The 21,968-nt window shown below is 60.1% G+C and carries 17 protein-coding genes; 3 read left to right on the forward strand and 14 right to left on the reverse strand.

Features of this window, described 5'->3' with window-relative positions:
• Positions 1–29 precede the first annotated feature (29 nt).
• From BBF94_RS11570 to BBF94_RS11590, 5 genes are all read right to left on the reverse strand, one after another.
• Positions 30–1,193: a type III PLP-dependent enzyme gene (locus BBF94_RS11570; RefSeq protein WP_065259168.1), complete on the reverse strand. Its 1,164-nt coding sequence runs from the start codon at positions 1,191–1,193 to the stop codon at positions 30–32.
• A 591-nt stretch (positions 1,194–1,784) separates the two neighbouring features.
• Positions 1,785–2,939 (reverse strand): osmoprotectant ABC transporter ATP-binding protein OsmV, encoded by a 1,155-nt coding sequence (locus BBF94_RS11575; protein ID WP_065259169.1) that lies wholly within the window; start codon positions 2,937–2,939, stop codon positions 1,785–1,787.
• Positions 2,936–3,589, reverse strand: a complete 654-nt coding sequence (locus BBF94_RS11580; RefSeq protein ID WP_065259170.1) for an ABC transporter permease — start codon at positions 3,587–3,589, stop codon at positions 2,936–2,938. Before BBF94_RS11580 ends, BBF94_RS11575 begins: the two co-directional genes overlap by 4 nt.
• A gap of 13 nt (positions 3,590–3,602) precedes the next feature.
• The gene (locus tag BBF94_RS11585) at positions 3,603–4,496 is read right to left on the reverse strand and encodes a glycine betaine ABC transporter substrate-binding protein (protein ID WP_065259171.1); all 894 of its coding nucleotides are present in this window, start codon (positions 4,494–4,496) and stop codon (positions 3,603–3,605) included.
• Between the two features lie 21 nt (positions 4,497–4,517).
• The gene (locus BBF94_RS11590; RefSeq protein ID WP_176704448.1) at positions 4,518–5,207 is read right to left on the reverse strand and encodes an ABC transporter permease; all 690 of its coding nucleotides are present in this window, start codon (positions 5,205–5,207) and stop codon (positions 4,518–4,520) included.
• A 357-nt stretch (positions 5,208–5,564) separates the two neighbouring features.
• Between BBF94_RS11590 and BBF94_RS11595 the strand changes: the two genes are divergently transcribed.
• From BBF94_RS11595 to BBF94_RS11605, 3 genes are all read left to right on the forward strand, one after another.
• Positions 5,565–7,148 carry a peptide chain release factor 3 gene (locus BBF94_RS11595; protein WP_065259173.1) on the forward strand — a complete coding sequence of 528 codons (1,584 nt, stop codon included), beginning with the start codon at positions 5,565–5,567 and terminating at the stop codon, positions 7,146–7,148.
• 125 nt (positions 7,149–7,273) lie between these two features.
• Positions 7,274–8,509 carry an MFS transporter gene (locus BBF94_RS11600; protein ID WP_065259174.1) on the forward strand — a complete coding sequence of 412 codons (1,236 nt, stop codon included), beginning with the start codon at positions 7,274–7,276 and terminating at the stop codon, positions 8,507–8,509.
• Positions 8,510–8,665: 156 nt separating this feature from the next.
• Positions 8,666–8,932 carry a hypothetical protein gene (locus tag BBF94_RS11605; protein WP_065259175.1) on the forward strand — a complete coding sequence of 89 codons (267 nt, stop codon included), beginning with the start codon at positions 8,666–8,668 and terminating at the stop codon, positions 8,930–8,932.
• Positions 8,933–9,038: 106 nt separating this feature from the next.
• On the opposite strand, the gene BBF94_RS11610 is transcribed toward BBF94_RS11605, so the two are convergent.
• From BBF94_RS11610 to BBF94_RS11650, 9 genes are all read right to left on the reverse strand, one after another.
• Complete coding sequence (locus tag BBF94_RS11610; RefSeq protein WP_065259176.1) at positions 9,039–10,019, reverse strand: peptide ABC transporter ATP-binding protein; 981 nt, start codon at positions 10,017–10,019, stop codon at positions 9,039–9,041.
• Positions 10,019–10,987 carry an ABC transporter ATP-binding protein gene (locus tag BBF94_RS11615; RefSeq protein ID WP_065259177.1) on the reverse strand — a complete coding sequence of 323 codons (969 nt, stop codon included), beginning with the start codon at positions 10,985–10,987 and terminating at the stop codon, positions 10,019–10,021. The genes BBF94_RS11610 and BBF94_RS11615 overlap by 1 nt, the downstream gene beginning before the upstream one ends.
• Positions 10,988–10,997: 10 nt before the next feature.
• Entirely contained in the window at positions 10,998–11,924 is a 927-nt protein-coding gene (locus tag BBF94_RS11620) for an ABC transporter permease subunit (RefSeq protein WP_065259178.1), read from the reverse strand.
• 11 nt (positions 11,925–11,935) lie between these two features.
• Positions 11,936–12,946, reverse strand: a complete 1,011-nt coding sequence (locus BBF94_RS11625; protein WP_065259179.1) for an ABC transporter permease subunit — start codon at positions 12,944–12,946, stop codon at positions 11,936–11,938.
• A gap of 73 nt (positions 12,947–13,019) precedes the next feature.
• Positions 13,020–14,615, reverse strand: a complete 1,596-nt coding sequence (locus tag BBF94_RS11630; protein ID WP_065259180.1) for an ABC transporter substrate-binding protein — start codon at positions 14,613–14,615, stop codon at positions 13,020–13,022.
• 77 nt (positions 14,616–14,692) lie between these two features.
• Positions 14,693–16,105, reverse strand: a complete 1,413-nt coding sequence (locus BBF94_RS11635; protein ID WP_065259181.1) for an OprD family porin — start codon at positions 16,103–16,105, stop codon at positions 14,693–14,695.
• Between the two features lie 178 nt (positions 16,106–16,283).
• The gene (locus BBF94_RS11640; protein WP_065259182.1) at positions 16,284–17,882 is read right to left on the reverse strand and encodes an ABC transporter substrate-binding protein; all 1,599 of its coding nucleotides are present in this window, start codon (positions 17,880–17,882) and stop codon (positions 16,284–16,286) included.
• 295 nt (positions 17,883–18,177) lie between these two features.
• Positions 18,178–19,800, reverse strand: a complete 1,623-nt coding sequence (locus tag BBF94_RS11645) for an ABC transporter substrate-binding protein (RefSeq protein WP_065259183.1) — start codon at positions 19,798–19,800, stop codon at positions 18,178–18,180.
• A gap of 260 nt (positions 19,801–20,060) precedes the next feature.
• Positions 20,061–21,662 (reverse strand): ABC transporter substrate-binding protein, encoded by a 1,602-nt coding sequence (locus tag BBF94_RS11650; protein ID WP_065259184.1) that lies wholly within the window; start codon positions 21,660–21,662, stop codon positions 20,061–20,063.
• Positions 21,663–21,968 lie beyond the last annotated feature (306 nt).

The following is a 21,968-nucleotide window of genomic DNA, read 5'->3' on the forward strand; positions in this document are numbered from 1 at the left end:
ATGGGCTTTTTGCATTACGCCAGCGACACTTACACGTAGAACGATTTCAGCGGCGGGAAGCCATTGAACTCTACCGCGCTGTAGCTGGTGGTGTACGCACCGGTCGACAGCCAGTACAGGCGATCACCGATGGCCAGGTTCAGCGGCAGGCCGTACTTGTAGTTTTCGTACATGATGTCGGCGCTGTCGCAGGTCGGGCCGGCGATCACGACTTCTTCCATCTCGCCTTTCTTCTCGGTCCAGATCGGGAACTTGATCGCTTCGTCCATGGTTTCGATCAGGCCGGAGAACTTGCCCACATCGGTGTACACCCAACGCTCCACAGCGGTGCGGGATTTACGCGCAACCAGCACCACTTCACTGACCAGGATGCCGGCGTTGGCGATCAGCGAACGGCCCGGCTCCAGGATGATTTCCGGCAGGTCATCACCGAAATCCTCTTTCAGGAAGCGAATGATTTCTTCGGCGTAGGTTTCCAGGCTGTTGGTGCGGGTGATGTAGTTGGCCGGGAAGCCACCGCCCATGTTGATCAGCTTCAGGTGGATGCCGTCTTCTTCTTTCAGACGCTGGAAGATCACTTTGACCTTGGCGATCGCGGCGTCCCAGACGCTGATGTCGCGCTGTTGCGAACCGACGTGGAAGGAGATGCCGTACGGCACCAGGCCCAGATCGCGGGCGAGGATCAGCAGATCCATGGCCATGTCGGTCTGGCAGCCGAACTTGCGCGACAGCGGCCAGTCGGCGGTGGTCGAACCTTCGGTCAGGATGCGCACGTAGACCTTGGCGCCCGGTGCGGCCTTGGCGATGTTGCGCAGGTCGGCTTCCGAGTCGGTGGCGAACAGGCGCACGCCCTTATCAAAGAAGTAGCGGATGTCCTTGGACTTCTTGATGGTGTTGCCGTAGCTGATCTGGTCCGGGCTGACGCCACGGCTCAGCACTTTGTCCAGCTCGTAGATCGAGGCAATGTCGAAGCTCGAGCCTTTCTCCTTGAGCAGGTCGATGATTTCGACGGCCGGGTTGGCCTTGACCGCGTAGTAGACCTTGGCGAATTCGAAACCAGCGCGCAGGTCATCGTAGGCCTGGGCGATCATCGCGGTGTCGATCACCACGAACGGGGTTTCCTGTTTGTCGGCGAACGCCTTCATTTTCTGAAAGGTTTCGCGCGCGAAATAGTCTTCGACCTGGATCGACATGCTGGGAACTCCTACTGGCAAACTAAAATTATCAATGGGTGCAAATGAACGTCCTCCGTATCCCCACTTTGGTTCGCCTACTTCCCAAGGCATGTCGCCGAAAGCAAAAAGGCCATGGGAAATGTAGTCTTTCTTTCCCTTGGCCTTGCTGTCTCGTCGTCAGTACTTGAGCCGGATGGATCGTTTCCAGCATGGACGTTCGGCGCGAACTTTAGGGCGTGGGGGGCCTGAGATCAACTAAAAATGTCGCGTTTTTGCACGCTTCTGACGTGCGTAGCGGATATCACTCTTTGTAGCCGACCGAGATGACGGCCAGATGTTCCCCGTTAATCTTCAGGTGTTAAAAATACCTGCACGATCGATGCTGATGTGTGCCAAGTCATCGCCAAGTACGATCACTTCAACATCGGCGACGTTGGCGACGAGAAGGGCGAGCGAGGGGGAACTTGCAGGTTGAGGCTGGCGGGATCGGGCGGCTTCGGCTCTCTGGTGTGTTGATATTTCTTGTCGGCTCATGGTCGGACAAAAAAACACGGCCTCGAGGATCCGGCGGTCGAAAAAAGGGCTGTCGAACAGCCCTTTTGCTTTTGATCAGGCCACCGCTTCGGCCGGCGACACAATATTGGTCTTCATTCCGCGGGATCGACCCGAACTCAGGTACGCCGCAATCGACTCTTGCGTGACCTCCCCGAGGAACACTCGTTCGGCATCCAGCACCGGCAACCATGCTCGATTGAACTCGTACATGCGCGACAACAGAATTCGCAAATGCTCGTCGTACGCTGCCGTGGCGTTGAATTCCCGCAGGAACTGCGCACAGGTTCCGGTCTGGCGGTGCAGGTCGCGACGTCGCACATAACCCAGTGCCTTGTTCTCGGCACAGGTGACCACCACGTAACGACGGTCATGCTCATCCATCAATTCCAGCGCGTCGGCCACCGGGGTTTCCGGGCTCACCGACGGCGCGTTGTCCGCCGCGTCTTCCGCTTTCACCAGCAGCAGGCGCTTGAGGGTGCTGTCCTGGCCGACGAAGTGGCTGACAAAGTCGTCCGCCGGATGGGCCAGCAGCGTGTCCGGGTGGTCGATCTGCAACAGCTTGCCGGCGCGGAAGATCGCGATCTTGTCGCCGAGCTTGATCGCTTCGTCGATGTCGTGGCTGACCATGATCACGGTCTTGTTCAGCGCTCGCTGCATCTCGAAGAACTCGTTCTGGATCATCTCGCGGTTGATCGGATCGACCGCACCGAACGGTTCGTCCATCAGCAGCAGCGGCGCATCCGCCGCCAGTGCGCGGATCACGCCGATCCGTTGCTGCTGGCCACCCGACAATTCACGCGGATAACGATGCAGATATTGCTTGGGTTCAAGCTTGATCATGCTCATCAGCTCGCGGGCGCGGTCGTGGCATTTCTGTTTCTCCCAGCCGAGCAGTTTCGGCACCACGACGATGTTCTCTTCGATGGTCATGTTCGGGAAGAGACCAATCTGCTGGATCACGTAACCGATGTTGCGACGCAGGGTCACTTCGTCGAGGTCGGTGGTGTCTTCGCCATTGATCAGGATCTTGCCCGAGGTCGGTTGGATCAGGCGGTTGATCATTTTCAGCGTGGTGCTTTTGCCGCAGCCCGATGGCCCGAGGAACACACAGATTTCGCCTTCATTGACGGTCAGGCTTACCGAATCCACGGCTTTCACATCTTTGCCGTTGCTTTGGAAGGTCTTGCTGAGGTTTTGAAGTTCGATCATTTGAGTAATCCTTTTGGAGTCAAAGAGCGTTGCAGCCACTGCAAAAACAGGTCGGCGAAGATCGCCAGAAGACTGACCAGCAGCGCGCCGACGATCAGCATCGACATGTCGCTGCGGCTGATGGAGGCGAGGATCAGCACGCCGAGGCCGCCGGCGCCGATGGTTGCTGCGATGGTCATCACGCCGATGTTCATCACCACGGCGGTACGCACACCGGCAAGGATCACCGGCACCGCGATCGGCAACTCGACCATGCGCAGGCGCTGGCCGAAGGTCATGCCGATGCCACGAGCAGCTTCGCGAATGCCCGGTTCGACGCCGGTCAGGGCGAGGTAGGTATTGCGCATGATCGGCAGCAGTGAATAAAGGAACACGGCGGTAATGGCCGGCATCGGGCCGAGGCCCTGACCGAATTTCGAGTAGAACGGCAGCAGCAGCCCGAAAAGGGCGATCGACGGCACGGTCAGCAACACGGTGGCGCTGGCCTGCAAGGGGCCGGCGAGGCTCGGGAAGCGCGTCATCAAAATGCCCAGCGGCACGCCGATGACAATCGCCAGGCTGACGGCGATGCCGACCAGGGTGATGTGCTGCCAGGTCAGGTGCACCACCTGCTGCCAGTCGAGGTGGGAAAAGGCGTTCAGAAATTCCATGACTTTTCCTCCTTCAGTTCAGTGGGTGCTGGCGCAGGAAATCGGCAGCGACTTTTGACGGGCTCTCGTGATCGACATCGACCCGCGCATTGAGCTGGCGCATGGTTTCATCGTCGAACAGTTCGGCCAGCGGTTTGAGTTGCTCAGCCAGTTGCGGGTGAGCGTCGAGGTAGGCCTGGCGCACGACCGGTGCGGCGGTGTAGTCCGGGAAGTAATGTTTGTCGTCTTCCAGCAGCTTCAGGCCGAACGCGTTGAGGCGACCGTCGGTGGTGTAGACCAGACCGGCAAACACCTGGCCGTTGCGCAGGGCGGTGTAGACCAGCCCGGCGTCCATCTGCCGGATGTTCTTGCGAGTCAGGTTCATGTCGTAAAGCTTGACCATGCCGGCCAGACCGTCGGAGCGGTTGGCGAACTCGGTGTCCAGCGCCACCAGGTGATTGGTCCTGGCTTCAGCCTTCAGCACGTCGTTCAACTGGCTGATATTGCTGATCTGCGGATATTCCTCGGCCACCTTTTTGGGCAGGGCGAGGGCGTAGGTGTTGCTGAATTTCGACGGGGCCAGCCAGACCAGGCCTTTTTTCCCGTCGAGTTCTTTCACCCTTGCGTAGCACTGTTCGCTGTCGAGTTTTTCGGTGACATGGTTGTAGGCCACCAACGATACGCCGGTGTATTCCCAGAGCATGTCCAGTTGCCCGCTTTCGTGGGCGCTGCGGGCCAGGTTGCTGCCCAGTCCGCCGGTGATCTGCGCGTCGTAACCTTTGCTGCGCAGATATTGGGCGGTGATTTCCGCGAGCAGCGTCTGCTCGGTGAATACCCGGGCGCCAAGGCGGATAACAGGCTTTTCTGCGGCTTGTGCCCATCCTGCGAACAGCAGTATGCAGCTCAAGATCAAATTGAGTCGTTTCATGTGAGTTCCTTTGCCGAAGCCTTAAGACGGGCGCAAACCGCGTTCCAGCCAGAGACGGCTGGCAAGGGTGACCACGCCATCGAGCAGCAGGGCCAGCAGCGCGGTGCACGCGGCGCCGAGCAGCAGTTGCGGCTGATTGTTCAGGGCGATGCCGGGGAAGATCAGGCTGCCAAGGCTGTTGGCGCCGATCAGGAATGCCAGCGGCGCGGTGCCGACGTTGATCGCCAGCGCCACCCGTACACCGCCGACGATGATCGGCACGGCGTTGGGCAATTCAACCTGCCACAGCACCTGGCGCGGGGTCATGCCGATGCCGGTGGCGGCTTCCTTGAGTGAACCCTGGACATTTTTCAGGCCTTCGTAGGTGTTGCGCACAATCGGCAAAAGCGATGCAAGGAACAACGCGAAGATCGCCGGGCCGCTGCCGATGCCGAGAAAGCCCAGGGCAATCGCCAGCACGGCCAGTGGGGGCACGGTGTTGCCGATATTGAAGACCTGCATGAAACGTTCGGCGCGCCCGACCATGGTCGGACGGCTCAGGAAGATACCGGCGGGGATGCCCACGAGCAGGGCGGCCAGCATTGAAGCGAGGACAAGAATCAGATGAGCTTGCAGGTAAAACAACAAATCGTCGCGGTAGTGTTCGATCGTGTTGATGCCGATCCAGCGGACCAGCAGGGCCAGGAGCGCGATCACCACCGCACCTCCCATCAGCCCTTTGCCATAGCGGATAGCCACAGGCGGACTCCTTTTTCATAGTCGGCGGACGCTGTCCCGAGTGGCATGCCAAGCCCTGGCCGCCGGGAGAGTCGTTCGCGAGAAGCAGCTTTTTTTCAGCCCGGCAAAAGCGGTCCGAAAGCGAGCCATGAGCGCAGCCTCGTCAGGCTAACTTGCTGATTTTTCAGCCCCTGACGAAAAGTCGTAACAGGGGATGGACGTCTCCGTGAATTAAAAGGTTCCCATCCTGGACAGCATTTGGCCACCCTTGATGTGCTCAACGGTTCGGTAATTGTCTTGACTTGGGCTATAATCGCAGCCCTTTTTTGAATCACCGCCAGGCGATTTCCCATGACCAACCAGGCCGCCGAAGTCGCGAAACGCCGCACTTTCGCCATTATTTCCCACCCCGATGCCGGTAAAACCACGATCACCGAAAAGCTCCTGTTGATGGGCAAGGCGATCTCCGTGGCCGGTACGGTGAAATCCCGCAAATCCGATCGCCATGCGACATCCGACTGGATGGAGATGGAGAAACAGCGGGGTATCTCCATTACCACGTCGGTCATGCAGTTCCCGTATCGCGAACACATGATCAACCTGCTCGACACCCCGGGCCACGAAGACTTCTCCGAAGACACCTACCGTACCCTGACTGCGGTGGACTCGGCCCTGATGGTCCTCGACGGCGGTAAAGGTGTAGAGCCGCGGACTATCGCGCTGATGGATGTCTGCCGTCTGCGTGACACGCCGATCGTCAGCTTCATTAACAAACTCGACCGCGACATCCGCGACCCGATCGAGCTGCTCGACGAGATCGAAGCCGTCCTGAAGATCAAGGCCGCGCCGATCACCTGGCCGATCGGTTGCTACCGCGATTTCAAGGGTGTGTATCACCTGTCGGGTGACTACATCATTGTCTACACCCCCGGTCACGGCCACGAACGCACCGAAACCCGGATCATCGAGAAGCTCGACTCCGACGAAGCCCGCGCCCACCTGGGCGACGAGTACGAGCGCTTCCTCGAGCAGCTGGAACTGGTGCAGGGCGCCTGCCACGAGTTCAACCAGCAGGAGTTCATCGACGGTCAACTGACCCCGGTGTTCTTTGGTACCGCGCTGGGCAACTTCGGTGTCGATCATGTACTCGACGCCGTGGTCGACTGGGCGCCGCGTCCGCTGCCACGGGTAGCCAACGAGCGCACCGTGGAGCCGGTGGAAGAGAAGTTCTCGGGCTTCATCTTCAAGATCCAGGCGAACATGGACCCCAAACACCGCGACCGCATCGCCTTCATGCGTATCTGCTCCGGCAAGTACGAAAAAGGCATGAAGATGCGCCACGTGCGCACCGGCAAGGACGTGCGCATCGGCGATGCCCTGACGTTCTTCTCCTCCGAGCGTGAACAGCTTGAAGAGGCCTATGCGGGCGACATCATCGGTCTGCACAACCACGGCACCATCCAGATCGGCGACACCTTCAGCGAAGGCGAAAGCCTGGGCTTCACCGGCATCCCGCACTTCGCCCCGGAGCTGTTCCGCCGTGTGCGCCTGCGCGACCCGCTGAAATCCAAGCAACTGCGTCAGGGTCTGCAGCAACTGGCCGAAGAGGGTGCGACCCAGGTGTTCTTCCCGGAGCGCACCAACGACATCATCCTCGGCGCCGTCGGTGTGCTGCAGTTCGATGTGGTCGCCAGCCGCCTGAAAGAGGAATACAAGGTCGAGTGCTCCTATGAGCCGATCACCGTGTACTCCGCGCGCTGGATCGAGTGCAGCGACAAGAAGAAGCTGGAGGAATTCTCCAACAAGGCTGTGGAAAACCTCGCGCTGGACGGCGGCGGTCACCTGACCTACCTCGCCCCGACCCGGGTCAACCTGGCCCTGATGGAAGAGCGCTGGCCGGACGTGAAATTCCGTGCGACCCGTGAGCATCACTAAGCGCTGATTGGTGACACCCGAAGCCCACTGTGAAAACAGTGGGCTTTTTTTTGTCTGTTGATTGAGTATGGGCAGATTCTTTTGGTTCAGGTTGCGCACCTGGCTGATCAGGGAGGGATCAATCGATGATGGGGCGGCTCGTCCATCTGCTTCGCCCGAACGGCTACTTCAGCCTGATGGCCTGGGTACTCGCAGCGCTGCTGTTCATCAATCGCCTGAGCAGCATGGTCAAGCTTTTCATGGCCTTGTATCTGCGTCAGGAGCTGGGCTTCGCCATCGAGACCGTTGGCTGGTTGCTCGCGGCGTATGGCGGCGGGTTGTTGATCGGTTCGATGCTGGGCGGTTTGCTCAGCGACCACATCCGCACCGCCCGACTGACGGCGGCGCTGTTCTTCCTTTCAGCCTGGGTACTGCTCGGGCTCGGGCTGGTGACGCAAGTGCCGCTGCTGGCCGGGCTGCTGTTGCTCAGCGGTACGATCGACGGTGCGATCCGTACGTTGCACCAACGCCTGATCATGGAGTATTGCGAAGTCGCGCAGCGGCCTCGGGCGCAGGCCTTGAGCCGTATCGCCAGAAACCTCGGCATGGCCGCTGCCGGTGTCGCGGGCGGGGTGCTGGCGCAGACGGATTTCCGCTGGGTGTTCTTCATCAGCGCGGCGCTGACGCTGGTGGCGCTGCTCTGGTTCGTCCGCACGACCTGGCGGCGAACAGTGCTGATCCCGGACGAAACGCCAGAGGCGCAGACCGGCCCAGGCCTGCCATACCGCGACAAACCCTTTCTCTGGCTGCTGGCAGCGACCGTTTTGCTCGGCATGGCGTTCGACACCGTTTACAGCACCCTCGGCAACTACCTGCGCGACTACTATCGCTTGAGTACCGAGGCCATCGGCTGGCAGTTCGCGATCAACGCGATTCTGGTGGTGGTGCTGCAGATCCCGATTTCGCACTGGGGCGAGCGATGGGGCTCGCGTCGGCCCTTGATCGCCGGTTGCGTGTTGCTGGCGCTGGGGCTCGGCATGCTGCCACTGGGTTCCGGATTGTTTTATGTCTGCCTGTCGACAGTGATCTGGACGCTGGGCGAAGCACTGTTCATGCCGCCGCTGAATGTGCTGGTCATGCAGCATGCGCAAACCGGCAAAAGCGGCCAGTACTTCGGTCTGTTTTTCATGGCCTGGAGCGCGAGTGCGTTGCTGTCGCCGGTGCTCAGCGGTCAGCTTTACGGGCATTTCGCAGGGCACAGCGTCTGGTTGGCCAGCGCGGCACTGGCACTGCTGTCGGTCCCGCCGGTGTGTCTGGCGACCCGGTTGCGCGGCTCGGCCAGCCGGCCCGTGCAAACCCGCAGGGCCACCTCGCTTAGCTGATCCGGTTATGGGGATTATTCGAAAGCGGTCTGTCCAGCCATGGCATTTCCGGGCATGGGTTAGCGTCCTATCTGGTGAACCCGGCTGATCGGAACTAGATTTTATTCAGCGCCGGACCGGCACTCTGGCTTCAACCACGAAAGGATGGAAACGCTTATGAGCATTTTTCAACGCACAGTGTTGTTGCTTAAGGTCTTGCTGATGCTGACGCTTGGCACTACGGCAGCGTGGGCGAGCAGTGCTGCGCTTGCGCAGGGTTTCAATGCGGCGCAGGGGCACGCAGGAGTGATCATGCTCGCCAAATCCGAGTCCGAACCCGGCGATCAGGACCAGGGTGGCAGCAAGAACGATGACGACTCGACCACCGACGAGCCTGACACCGATGATCCAGATTCGGGCGACGATGGCGACAGCCAGACCTAGAACACAGGCAAAAGAAAACCCCTTCTTCCCCGACTGATGCGCAATCGAAGAAGAAGAGGTTTGGTCAACGCTTTAACGACCCGCCCCGGCAACAGGGCGGTTTTTTTCATGCCGCGCCGTCGAGGAACTGCTCGGCGTAATGGCACGCGACCTGACGGGTATCGAGCTGGCGCAGGGCCGGCTCTTCCGTGCTGCAACGCTCGGTGGCGTACGGGCAGCGCTTGTGGAACGCGCAGCCCGGTGGCGGGTTCAGCGGGTTGGGCAACTCGCCGACGATCTTGATTTTCGGCTTGTCCGGATCCGGATGGATGGTCGGGGTCGCCGACAGCAGCGCCTGGGTGTACGGGTGCAGAGGACGGGCATAGATGTCGTGCTTCGGACCGATTTCCACCGGGCGACCGAGGTACATCACCATCACGTCATCGGCCACGTGCTGCACCACCGCCAGGTTGTGCGAGATGAACACGTAACCGGTGTTGAACTCCTGCTGCATGTCCATGAACAGGTTCAGCACCTGTGCCTGGATCGACACGTCCAGCGCCGAGGTCGGTTCGTCCGCCACCAGCACTTTCGGTTGCAGCATCATGGCGCGGGCCAGCGCGATACGCTGACGCTGACCGCCGGAGAACATGTGCGGATAACGTTGGTAGTGCTCGGGACGCAAACCGACCTGCTTCATCATCGCCTGGACGCGTTCGCGACGTTCGGCGGCCGACAGGTTGGTGTTGATCAACAGCGGCTCGGCCAGTTGATCACCGATCTTCTGCCGTGGGTTCAACGACGCGTACGGGCTCTGAAACACCATCTGCACGTCTTTGCGCAGTTGCTTGCGCTGGGCCTTGTCGGCGCCGGCCACTTCCTGCCCGGCGATTTTCAGCGAGCCGGACGACGGCTCTTCGATCAGGGTCAGGGCACGGGCCAGAGTGGATTTGCCGCAGCCCGATTCGCCCACAACGGCGAGGGTCTTGCCGGCTTCCAGTTCGAACGACACGCCGTTCAGGGCGCGTACGGTCGCATGGCCCTTGAACAGGCCACGGGAGACTTCGTAGTGACGGGTCAGGTCGCGGGCGGTAAGTACGACGGCCATTACGCCACCTCCTGGTTCAACGGGTAGAAGCAGCGGGCGAGGCTGTTGGCTTTCGGATCGAGGGTTGGACGCTGCGCGCGGCAGCTGTCCTGAACGTACGGGCAGCGTGGCGACAGCAGGCAGCCGTGCGGGCGGTCGTAACGGCCGGGAACGATGCCCGGCAGGGTCGCCAGACGCTCGGCGCCCTGGCTGTGTTCCGGAATCGCCTTGAGCAGCGCTTCGCTGTACGGGTGCGCCGGGATGTCGAACAGTTGCGGCACCTGGCCGACTTCAACGGCTTGACCGGCGTACATCACACACACGCGCTGGGCGGTTTCGGCCACCACGGCGAGGTCGTGGGTGATCAGCACCAGGCCCATGTTCTGCTCTTTCTGCAGTGCCAGCAGCAGGTCCATGATCTGAGCCTGGATCGTCACGTCAAGTGCAGTGGTCGGCTCGTCGGCGATCAGCAGTTTCGGCTCGCCGGCAATTGCCATGGCGATTGCTACACGCTGGCTCATGCCGCCGGACAGTTGGTGCGGATAGGCGTCCATGCGGCTGGCGGCGCCGGGGATTTCAACCTTTTCCAGCAGTTCGATGGCGCGCTTGCGGGCGGCCTTGCCGGACATTTTCAGGTGCAGGCGCAGCACTTCCTCGATCTGGAAACCGACGGTATAGCTCGGGTTCAGCGCGGTCATCGGGTCCTGGAACACCATGGACAGGTCTTTGCCGATGATCTGCCGACGCTGGCGATTGCTCAGTTTGAGCATGTTCTTGCCGTCGAAGCTCAGGGAATCGGCTGTGACGATGCCCGGGTGCTCGATCAGGCCCATCAGCGCCATCATGGTCACGGACTTGCCGGAACCCGATTCGCCGACGATGGCCAGGACTTCGCCCTTGTCCACCTTGAGGTCGAGACCGTCGACCACCGGTGTGGCGTTCTTGTCGCCGAAGCGAACGTTGAGATTCTTGATTTCTAGCAGTGACATGGGAATCTCCTCAGGCGGCGTTCTTGAGTTTCGGGTCCAGCGCATCGCGCAGGCCGTCGCCCATCAGGTTGATTGCCAGCACGCTGAGCAAAATGGTCAAACCAGGCAGACTCACGACCCACCAGGCGCGTTCGATGTAGTCGCGGGCCGAGGCCAGCATGGTGCCCCACTCCGGGGTTGGCGGCTGCACGCCGAGGCCGAGGAAGCCCAGGGCGGCGGCGTCGAGGATCGCCGAAGAGAAGCTCAGGGTCGCCTGAACGATCAGTGGTGCCATGCAGTTCGGCAGCACGGTGATGAACATCAGGCGCGGCAGGCCGGCACCGGCCAGGCGCGCAGCGGTCACATAGTCGCGGTTCAGTTCGCCCATCACCGCAGCACGGGTCAGACGCACGTAGGACGGCAGCGAAACCACGGCAATCGCGATCACGGTGTTGATCAGGCCCGGGCCGAGGATGGCGACGATCGCCACGGCCAGCAGCAGCGACGGCAGGGCCAGCATGATGTCCATCAGACGCATGATGGTCGGGCCGACCACTTTCGGGAAGAAACCGGCGAACAGACCCAGCAGGATCCCCGGAATCAGCGACATCACCACCGACGACAGACCGATCAGCAGCGACAGGCGCGAACCCTGGATCAGGCGCGACAGCAGGTCGCGACCCAGTTCATCGGTGCCGAGCAGGAACTGCATCTGCCCGCCTTCGAGCCAGGCCGGCGGCGTCAGCAGGAAGTCCCGGTATTGCTCGCTCGGGTTATGCGGGGCGACCCACGGCGCGAAGATCGCGCAGAAGATCACCAGCAGCATGAACAGCAGGCCGGCGACGGCGCCCTTGTTTCTGGAGAAGGCTTGCCAGAATTCCTTGTACGGCGACGGGTACAGCAGACTTTGATCCGCGCCAGGTGCGGCGGTGACTACTGAGGATGTTGGAGTGCTCATGGGTATTGACCTCAGCGCTGATGACGGATGCGTGGGTTGGCAAAGCCGTAGAGGATGTCCACCACGAAGTTGACCAGGATCACCAGGCAGGCGATCAACAGAATGCCGTTCTGCACGACCGGATAGTCCCGGGCGCCGATGGCTTCGATCAGCCATTTGCCGATGCCGGGCCACGAGAAAATGGTCTCGGTCAGTACCGCACCGGCCAGCAGGGTGCCGACTTGCAGGCCGACCACGGTCAGTACCGGGATCAGGGCGTTGCGCAGACCGTGCACGAACACCACGCGCGATGGCGACAGGCCTTTGGCCTTGGCGGTACGGATGTAGTCTTCACGCAGCACTTCGAGCATCGACGAACGGGTCATCCGCGCGATCACCGCCAGTGGAATGGTGCCCAGCACGATGGCCGGCAGGATCAGGTGATGCAGGGCATCGAGGAAGGCACTGACGTCATCGGCCAGCAGGGTGTCGATCAGCATGAAACCGGTGCGTGGCTCGATGTCGTAGAGCAGGTCGATCCGCCCGGAAACCGGGGTCCAGCCCAGGCTCACCGAGAAGAACATGATCAGGATCAGGCCCCACCAGAAAATCGGCATCGAATAGCCCGCCAGGGAGATGCCCATCACCCCGTGGTCAAACAGTGATCCTCGCTTGAGGGCCGCGATCACGCCGGCCAGCAGACCGATGATGCCGGCGAACAGCAGGGCGGCCATGGACAGTTCCAGGGTCGCCGGGAAGAGGGAGGTGAACTCGGTCCATACGCTTTCACGGGTGCGCAGGGATTCGCCGAGATCGCCATGGGCCAGTTTGCCGATGTAGTCCAGGTACTGGGCGTACAACGGTTTGTTCAGACCGAGGCGTTCCATTGCCTGAGCGTGCATTTCGGGGTCGACCCGACGTTCGCCCATCATCACTTCCACGGGGTCGCCGGGAATCATGCGAATCAACGCGAAAGTCAGCAAGGTGATGCCGAAAAACGTGGGGATCAACAACCCCAGTCGGCGGGCAATAAAACTAAACATCTTGTGTGGTACCTCATCAGCCGGTTAGGCGTGCCCGGCGACCCTGGGGTCAGGGAGGCCGGGAGTTTCTTATCTACTTCACCTGGGTGGTGGCGAAGTTATTGGTTGTCAGAGGGCTGATGTGATAACCCTCGACGTTGTTGCGCATTGCCGTGAACATCCGGGTGTGGGCCATGCTGATCCACGGTTGATCCTTGTTGAAGATGGCCTGGGCTTCTTCATACAGTTTGGCGCGTTCGGCCGGATCTACTTTAGCCCGTGCTTCGTCGAGCAGGGTCTGGAATTTCTCGTTGCACCAGCGAGCGTAGTTTTCGCCGTTCTTGGCGGCCTCGCAACTGAGCATAGGCGTCAGGAAGTTATCCGGGTCACCGTTGTCGCCCGCCCATCCGGCCGACACCATATCGTGTTCGCCCGCCTTGGCGCGCTTGAGCATTTCGCCCCATTCCATCACGCGGATGTCGATCTTGATCCCGACTTTCGCCAGGTCAGCCTGCATCATTTGCGCGCCGAGCATCGGGTTGGGGTTGGTCGGGCCGCCGCCGTTGCGGGTAAACAGGGTAAACACGGTGCCTTCCGGCACGCCGGCTTCCTTGAGCAGCTTGCGGGCGGCGTCGAGGTCGCGTGGCGGGTTCTTCAGTTCGTGGTTGTAGCCCAGCAGGGTCGGCGGGTATGGGTTGACCGCGACGGTCGCGTTGCCCTTGCCGAAAAGCGCGTTGACATAGGCTTCCTTGTCGAAGGCGATGTCGATCGCTTTGCGCACCCGCACGTCGCTCATGTACTTGTGCTGGGTATTCATGGCGATGTAGGAGACGGTCATCGCGTCCATTTCGTCGACTTTCAGCTTGTCGTCTTTCTTGATGCTCGGGATGTCATCCGGCTTCGGATACAGCGCGATCTGGCACTCGTTGGCCTTGAGCTTCTGCAGGCGCACGTTGTTGTCGGTGGCGATGGCCAGAATCAGTGCGTCAGCCGGCGGCTTGCCACGGAAGTAGTCCGGGTTGGCCTTGAAGCGGACCTGGGCGTCCTTGTTGTAGCGCTGGAAGACGAACGGGCCGGTGCCCACTGGCTTGCTGTTCAGGTCGCCGGTCTTGCCGGACTTGAGCAACTGGTCGGCGTATTCGGCCGGGTAGATCGAGGAGAACGCCATGGCGATGTCAGCCAGGAACGGCGCTTCGCGGCGGGTCAGGGTGAACTTGACGGTGTTGTCGTCGACTTTCTCGACGCTTTTCAGCAGTTCCTTGAAGCCCATGCTTTCAAAGTACGGGAAGCCCACGCTCGACAGTTTGTGCCATGGGTGATTCGGGTCCAGCTGACGCTGGAAACTCCAGACCACGTCGTCGGCGTTCAGGTCGCGGGTCGGCTTGAAATATTCGGTGGTGTGAAACTTGACGCCTTTGCGCAGATGGAAGGTGTAGGTCAGGCCATCGTCACTGATGTCCCAGGACTCGGCGAGCGCCGGGATCACTTCAGTGGTGCCGGGCTTGAAGTCGGCCAGGCGGTTGAAGATGGTTTCGGCCACCGCGTCGGCAGTGACTGCAGTCGTGTACTGGACCATATCGAAGCCTTCCGGGCTGGCTTCGGTGCAGACCACCAAGGGTTTGGCCGAGACGCCGATGGCGGCGCTCAACAGGGCGGCAGCGACGGCCGCACGTAGGGGAAGCATTTTCATCGATAACCCTCTGCAATCGGTTGAAGACAAAAAGCCGAACGGCCGACTCGTCACTGAGTCAGCCGTCGACCGCGTTTTTACAGAATGTTGAACGGTACGGTGGTCACGAGACGGAACTCGTTGATGCTGCCGTCCGCCTGGTTTTCGCTGGCGCGGTGGGCAGTGTAGGTGGCACGCACGGTGGTTGCCTTGAGCGGGCCGCTCTGTACCGCGTAGGTGGCACCGATGCCGTATTCGTAGTGGTGCTCGCCGTCCATGTTGCGTACGTCATACGCCGTGCCGGTGTAGTGAGTACCGTCGATGCCCCAGCCGCGAGCCTGGTAAATGTTGAACTTCAGGCCCGGCACGCCGTATTCGGCCATGTTCAGACCATAGGCGACCTGGAAGGATTTCTCGTTCGGGCCGTTGAAGTCCGACAGCAGGGAGTTGGCCAGGTAGATGCCGTTGGTTTCGTGCAGGTAGTCGAAGTATTCGTCACCGTTGATCGCCTGGTACGAGAAGGTCAGGCTGTGGGCCTGGTGAGTCAGGCCGAACGACAGCGAGTAGGTGTCGTTGTCGATGTTGCCCATCTCTTTTTTGCCGGTATCGACGGTCTTGTAGTAGTTCAGGCCGGTGGTCAGGCTCACGACGTTGCTGTCACCCAGTTCGTGGGTGGCGCCGAAGTAGTACTGGTTCCAGAAGTCTTCGGCCTTGGAGGCGTAGAGGCTGGTTTTCAGGCTCTGCAGCGGCTGGTAGTTCAGGCCGACGATGCTCACGCGGTCGGTTTCGGCGCCGTTGGCGCTGTACTCGGTGCGGAACTTCGACAGGCTCTCTTCGGTACGCGGCGATACGCGGTCGAAGCTGCCGGCGTCGAACGACAGGTTGTTCAGCTCTTCGCTGTGCAGGCTCACACCTTCAAAGCTCGAAGGCAGCGCACGGTTGCCGATGGTGTCGACGATCGGCGTGCTGAAGTTCTGGCGACCGGCGGTCAGGGTGGTGTTGGAAACGCGGAACTTGACGTTGGCCAGGCCGAGTTTGCTCCACTGGCCTTCGGCGTCACCGCCCTCCTTGGTCAGCGTACGGTTGTTGCCCGCGCCTGGACGTGTACCCGGCGCACCGCCGTTGTTGGAGGCCAGGGACTTGCGATCGCGCTCCAGGGCCACGGCGTTGTAGGCGGCTACTTCAGTGCTCACACCCACGGTGCCCTGAGTGAAACCGGAAGTGAAGTTGACGATGGTGCCCTGTACCCAGTTGATACGGCGATCGGTCGGGGTCGCAACGCCGTCCTTGCGGTAGGTGAACTTGCCGCCGCGCTTGAGTTGCTCGTTGGCGTACCAGTTACGGGTCGTGCCGCTGATCTTCGAACCTTCGAGGAAACCGGTGGCCTCGGCCTGGGCGCTTTTCTCGTTGACGGTCACCGGGGTGAACGCCTGGCTCTGTTCCTCGGCAAACGCCGTGGCGGTGATGCTGCTGATGGCCAGGGCCAGTATCGCGGTGCTGCTCAGTTTCATGGGTGAAGCTCCTTTACTTTCTTTTTATGCCGGCTTTTTTTGTTGGGCCGGTTTTTGGTTTTAGAACTCATTCACACATCGCAAACGTTTGCAAAAGGCCTGATCGGCAAATTTCGGCAAAGCGCTTGCGTGAGGAGGTAGACGGCCTCCTCAGCATTGCGGCTGATCGGTCATGGGTTTAATCGATGCTGACACCCGAAAACACGTTGCGGCCGAAGGGGCTCACCTTGAACCCTTCGACCCTGGCGCTCAGCGGCTGGTTGACCGTCGAGTGGGCGACAGGCGTGATCGGCACTTGCTGCTTGAGCAACTGCTGGGCCTGTTTGTAGAGCACGGTGCGCTGGTCTCGATCGGTGACCACCTTGGCCTGTTTGATCAGCTTGTCGTAAGCCGGATCGCACCACATGGAGTAGTTGTTGCCGCCGATGGCGTCGCAGCTGTACAGCGTGCCGAGCCAGTTGTCCGGGTCCCCGTTGTCACCGGTCCAGCCGATCAGGCTGACGTCGTGTTCGCCATTCTTGGTGCGCTTGATGTACTCGCCCCATTCGTAGCTGACGATCTTCACCTTCAGGCCGATTTTCGCCCAGTCAGCCTGGAGCATTTCGGCCATCAGTTTGGCGTTAGGGTTGTACGGGCGCTGCACCGGCATGGCCCACAGAGTGATTTCGGTACCTTCCTTGACGCCGGCAGCCTTGAGCAGCTCCCTGGCTTTTTCCGGGTTGTAGGCGGCGTCCTTGATGGTGTCGTCGTAAGACCATTGGGTCGGCGGCATGCCGTTGACCGCCAGTTGGCCGGCACCCTGATAAACAGCGTTGAGAATCCCCTGTTTATTCACCGCCATGTCCAGTGCCTGACGCACTTCGAGCTGGTCGAACGGTTTGTGGCGCACGTTGTAGGCGATGTAGCCGAGGTTGAAGCCTGGCTTTTCGATCAGTTGCAGTTTCGCGTCATTCTTCAGTGCCGGCACATCCGCCGGCCGTGGGTGCAGTGTGACCTGGCATTCGCCGGCCTTGAGTTTCTGCACGCGCACGGAAGCGTCGGTATTGATCGCGAAAATCAGGTTCTTCAGCTTCACCCGGCTCTGATCCCAGTAATGCGGGTTGCCGGTGTAGCGGATGTTCGAGTCTTTCTGATAGCTCTTGAACACGAACGGGCCAGTGCCGATCGGCTTCTGGTTGATGTCGCTCGGCTTGCCTTCGGTCAGCAGTTTGTCGGCGTATTCCGCAGACAGAATGGCGGCGAAGCTCATGGCGATGTTCTGGATGAACGCGGCGTCGACGCTGTTGAGCGTGAACACGACGGTCAGCGGCCCGGTCTTCTCGACCCTGGCGATGTTCTTGTTGAGGCTCATCCCGTTGAAGTACGGAAACTCGGTCGGATAAGCCTTACGGAAAGGCTGTTGCGGATCGAGCATGCGGTTGAACGTGAACAGCACGTCGTCGGCGTTGAAATCCCGTGTAGGTTTGAAGTACGGCGTTGTATGAAATTTCACCCCTTCACGCAGGTGAAAGGTGTACTTGAGGCCATCCTCGGAAATATCCCAGCTGGTTGCCAGGCCCGGTACGACATTGGTCGCGCCTTTTTCGAACTCGGCCAGGCGGTTGTACAGCGGCTCCGCGGCGTCGTTATCGGTCGCGGTCGTGTATTGCGCGGTATCGAAACCGGCCGGGCTGCCTTCGGAGCAGAACACCAGACTGTCGCTGGCGGCAAAACTCGCGGACGTGGCGGCCAACAGGCCGGCGCCCAGCAATGCGGAAAAAACCAGAGTGTGGCGCATGACGCTCCCTCTTTCTTTTTGTGTTTCCAATGCGCCGCGGCCCCGTCCTGGGACGTTGTGGCTGCATCGGGCTCAAACCCACAGCAAACCGATAGCCCACGCAGCCACTGGTCAGAACCTGACGGTAGGCACCGCAGGTCTGGCAGTAAATGCGCTGAGTCCTAAAGACTCGTAGGAAAAGGCGACACGTCCGATACCAACCTGGTCAGACCAAGTGGAAATGGATGTAGGCAAATTCCTGACTATTCGGCAGAAAAAAGCAGCGGCGACGCTGAATACGTCGCCGCTGCGTTTTTTACTTGATGCTGACGCCGTAGAAGGAGTTCAAGCCGAACGGGCTGATCTTGAAGTCCTGCACGTTGGCGCGCATGGGTTGATACACCGTCGAGTGAGCGATAGGTGTCATGGGAACTGCATCTTTCAGGACGTGTTGCGCCTCTTTGTAGAGTTCGGTGCGCTTGGCCTGGTCGGTGGTGCGCTTGGCTTCTTTCACGAGGCCGTCGAATTTCTTGTCGCACCATTTGGAGAAGTTGTTGCCACTCAGGGAGTCGCAGCCGAACAACACGTTCAGCCAGTTGTCCGGATCACCATTGTCACCGCTCCAGCCAATGATCATGGCCTGGTTCTCGCCACCCTTGGAGCGCTTGATGTACTCGCCCCACTCGTAGCTGGTGATCTTCACGTTCAGACCGATCTTCTTCCAGTCGGACTGGAGCATTTCGGCCATCAGTTTGGCGTTCGGGTTGTACGGACGCTGAACCGGCATCGCCCACAGGACGATCTCGGTACCTTCCTTGACGCCGGCATCCTTGAGCAGCTGCTTGGCTTTCTCGGGATCGTACTTGGCGTCCTTGATGGTGGTGTCGTAGGACCACTGGGTCGGCGGCATGGCGTTGACGGCCAGCTGGCCCGCGCCCTGGTAAACCGAGTCGATGATCTGTGGCTTGTTGACGGCCATGTCCAGCGCCTGGCGAACGCGCAGGTCAGCCAGCGGGTTCGGTTCGTTGCTGCCCTTGACCTTGTCCATCACGTTGTAGGCGATGTAGCCCAGGTTGAAACCAGCCTGGTCAGGCATCTTCAGTGCAGGATCGGCCTTCAGTGCGGCGAGGTCGGCCGGACGCGGGAACAGAGTGACCTGGCACTCGTTCTTCTTCAGTTTCTGGATACGTACCGACGGGTCGGTGGTGATGGCGAAGATCAGGTTGTCGATCTTCACGTCTTCAGGCTTCCAGTAATCCTTGTTGCCTGTGTAACGGATGTTGGAGTCTTTCTGGTAGCTCTTGAACACGAACGGACCAGTGCCGATCGGCTTCTGGTTGATGTCGGCAGCCTTGCCTTGTTTCAGCAGCTGGGCTGCGTACTCGGCGGACTGAACCGAAGCGAAGCTCATGGCCATGTTCTGGATGAACGCGGCGTCGACTTCTTTCAGGGTGAACTTGACAGTGTGGTCGTCGACTTTATCGATCTTGGTGATGTTGGTGTCCATCCCCATGTCGGTGAAGTACGGGAATTCGGTCGGGTACGCCTTACGGAACGGGTCATCCTTGTTAATCATGCGATTGAAGGTGAACAGCACGTCGTCGGCGTTGAACTCACGAGTCGGCTTGAAATACGGGGTGGTGTGGAACTTCACGCCTTCACGCAGGTGGAAGGTGTAGGTCAGGCCGTCCGGGGAGATGTCCCAGCTGGTCGCCAGCCCAGGAGTCACGGCGGTGCCGCCACGCTCGAACTGGGTCAGACGGTTGAACATGGTTTCGGCTGAGGCGTCGAAGTCGGTTCCGGTGGTGTATTGGCCTGGGTCGAAACCGGCCGGGCTGCCTTCGGAGCAGAACACCAGGTTAGTCGCAGCGGAAGCGAAAGGTGCGGAGGCTAACAAGCCTGCGCCGACTAAAAACGGAATGACCGCGTGTTTAAGCATGTTGGCCTCATGATTTGTTGTCATTTTTTAATATTGAGGTACGACCTCGTGAGTCGTGCCTGCGGATACTTATGCAGGGCCCATACCCAATGCAAGATCCAGAGCGCCCGGCGGCGTCAAAGCGTGGCACGAACGTACCTTAATGTCGCATCTGTATAACTTTTGACGCATTTAACCGTTTGCGCCCGGTTTTTACGGTGCAAACCGAGCCCCAAAACGGTGCATTGGTCACGATGTGCGCGCCGAATCGGGGCCGGGTGTTACTTATTTATACCCACGCCATAGAACGGGGTTAGACCGAACGGACTGATCCTGAAGTCGGTGACTTCCTTGCGCAGTGGCTGGAACACTGTGGAGTTGGCAATTGGCGTGATCGGCACCTGCTGTTTAAGGATCAGTTGCGCCTGTTGATACAGTTTTACCCGTTGCGATTTATCAGTAGATACCTTGGCCTGTTGCACCAGTTTGTCGTAGGCCGGATCGCACCACTTGGCGTAGTTGCTGCCCTTGACGGCGGCGCAGCTGTAAAGCACGCCCAGCCAGTTGTCGGGGTCGCCGTTGTCACCGGTCCAGCCATAGATCATCGCGTCGTGCTCGCCGTTCTTGGCGCGCTTGATGTACTCGCCCCATTCGTAGCTGACGATGTTGGCCTTGATGCCGATCTTCTCCCAGTCCTGCTGGATCATCTGCGCCGACATCCGCGCATTCGGGTTGGAGGCGCGTTGTACGGTCATCGCCCAGAGATTGATGGTAGTACCCGGTGCAACCCCGGCTTCCTTGAGTAGCGCCTTGGCTTTTTCAGGGTTGTACGGTGCGTCCTTGATATTCGGGTCATAGGACCATTGCGCGGGTGGCAAGGCGTTCTGCGCCAGCTGCCCGGCACTCTGATAGACGGCTTTGATGATCGCCGGTTTGTCGATGGCCATGTCCAGGGCCTGACGCACTTTCAGCTGGTCCAGCGGCGGATGCGTGGTGTTGTAGGCGAGGAAGCCGAGGTTGAAGCCGGCCTGCTTCAACACGCGCAGGTTCGGGTCTTTCTCCATCACTTCGATGTCGGCCGGGCGCGGGTAGCCGCTGACCTGGCATTCGCCGGTCTTGAGCTTCTGCAGACGGACCGCGGCATCCGGGGTGATCGAGAACACAAGGTTGTCAATTTTGACGTCTTCGGGTTTCCAGTAATCCTTGTTCGCCGCGTAGCGGATCTGCGTGTCCTTCTGGTAACGCTTGAACACGAACGGGCCGGTGCCGACCGGTTTCTGGTTGATGTCTGCCGCTTTGCCTTCCTTCACCAACTGCGCGCCATATTCGGCCGATTGCACCGAGGCGAAGCTCATGGCGAGGTTCTGCACGAACGCGGCGTCGACGTTGTTCAGGTTGAAACGCACGGTGTTGTCGTCGAGTTTTTCCACGGACTTGATCGTGGTGTTCAGGTCCATGTCGGTGAAGTACGGGGACTCGGCGGGGTAGGCCTTGCGAAAGGCGTTGTCCGGGTCGAGCAGGCGCTGGAAGGTGAACAGCACGTCGTCGGCGTTGAAGGTGCGGGTCGGGGTGAAGTAGTCAGTGGTGTGGAATTTTACGCTCTGGCGCAGGTGGAAGGTGTACTGAAGGCCGTCCGGGCTTACGTCCCAGCTTGTGGCCAGGCCGGGTTCGATGTCGGTGCCGCCGCGTTTGAATTGGGTGAGGCGGTTGAAGACAGTTTCGGCGGAGGCGTCGAAGTCGGTGCCGCTGGTGTACTGGCTGGGGTCGAAGCCGGCGGGGCTGGCTTCGGAGCAGTAGACCAGGGTTGTTGCTGCGTTGGCGATCGGGGTTATGGCGGTCAGGGCGAGGGTGATCAGGAGTGGTTTGAGGGTGGATCTTTGCATGTCTGGCCCGTGGGTTTGAAGGTGGTTTTGATAGGGAGGTTAGCTGGGGTTTTGGTGGGCGCGGAAATATCGTTTTTCTAGGTTGGGTGTCTGTCTCGGTATATCTGGGCTGATTGGGTACATATCCGTTTCTTCGGGTGCTGCCGCTGGCGGTTCCGCTTTTACAGCGGGTCACTTTTTACAAACGCCCGGAATGCCGGCCCAGAAAAAAGTAACCAAAAACGCTTGCTCCTGCGTTCGGCCCGCTCGCTGAGGCTCGGGGTTCCTTCGTTCCGGGATTCATCCGGGGGGCATCGCCTACGGTTT

Source organism: Pseudomonas bananamidigenes (assembly GCF_001679645.1).
Lineage (GTDB): Bacteria > Pseudomonadota > Gammaproteobacteria > Pseudomonadales > Pseudomonadaceae > Aquipseudomonas > Aquipseudomonas bananamidigenes.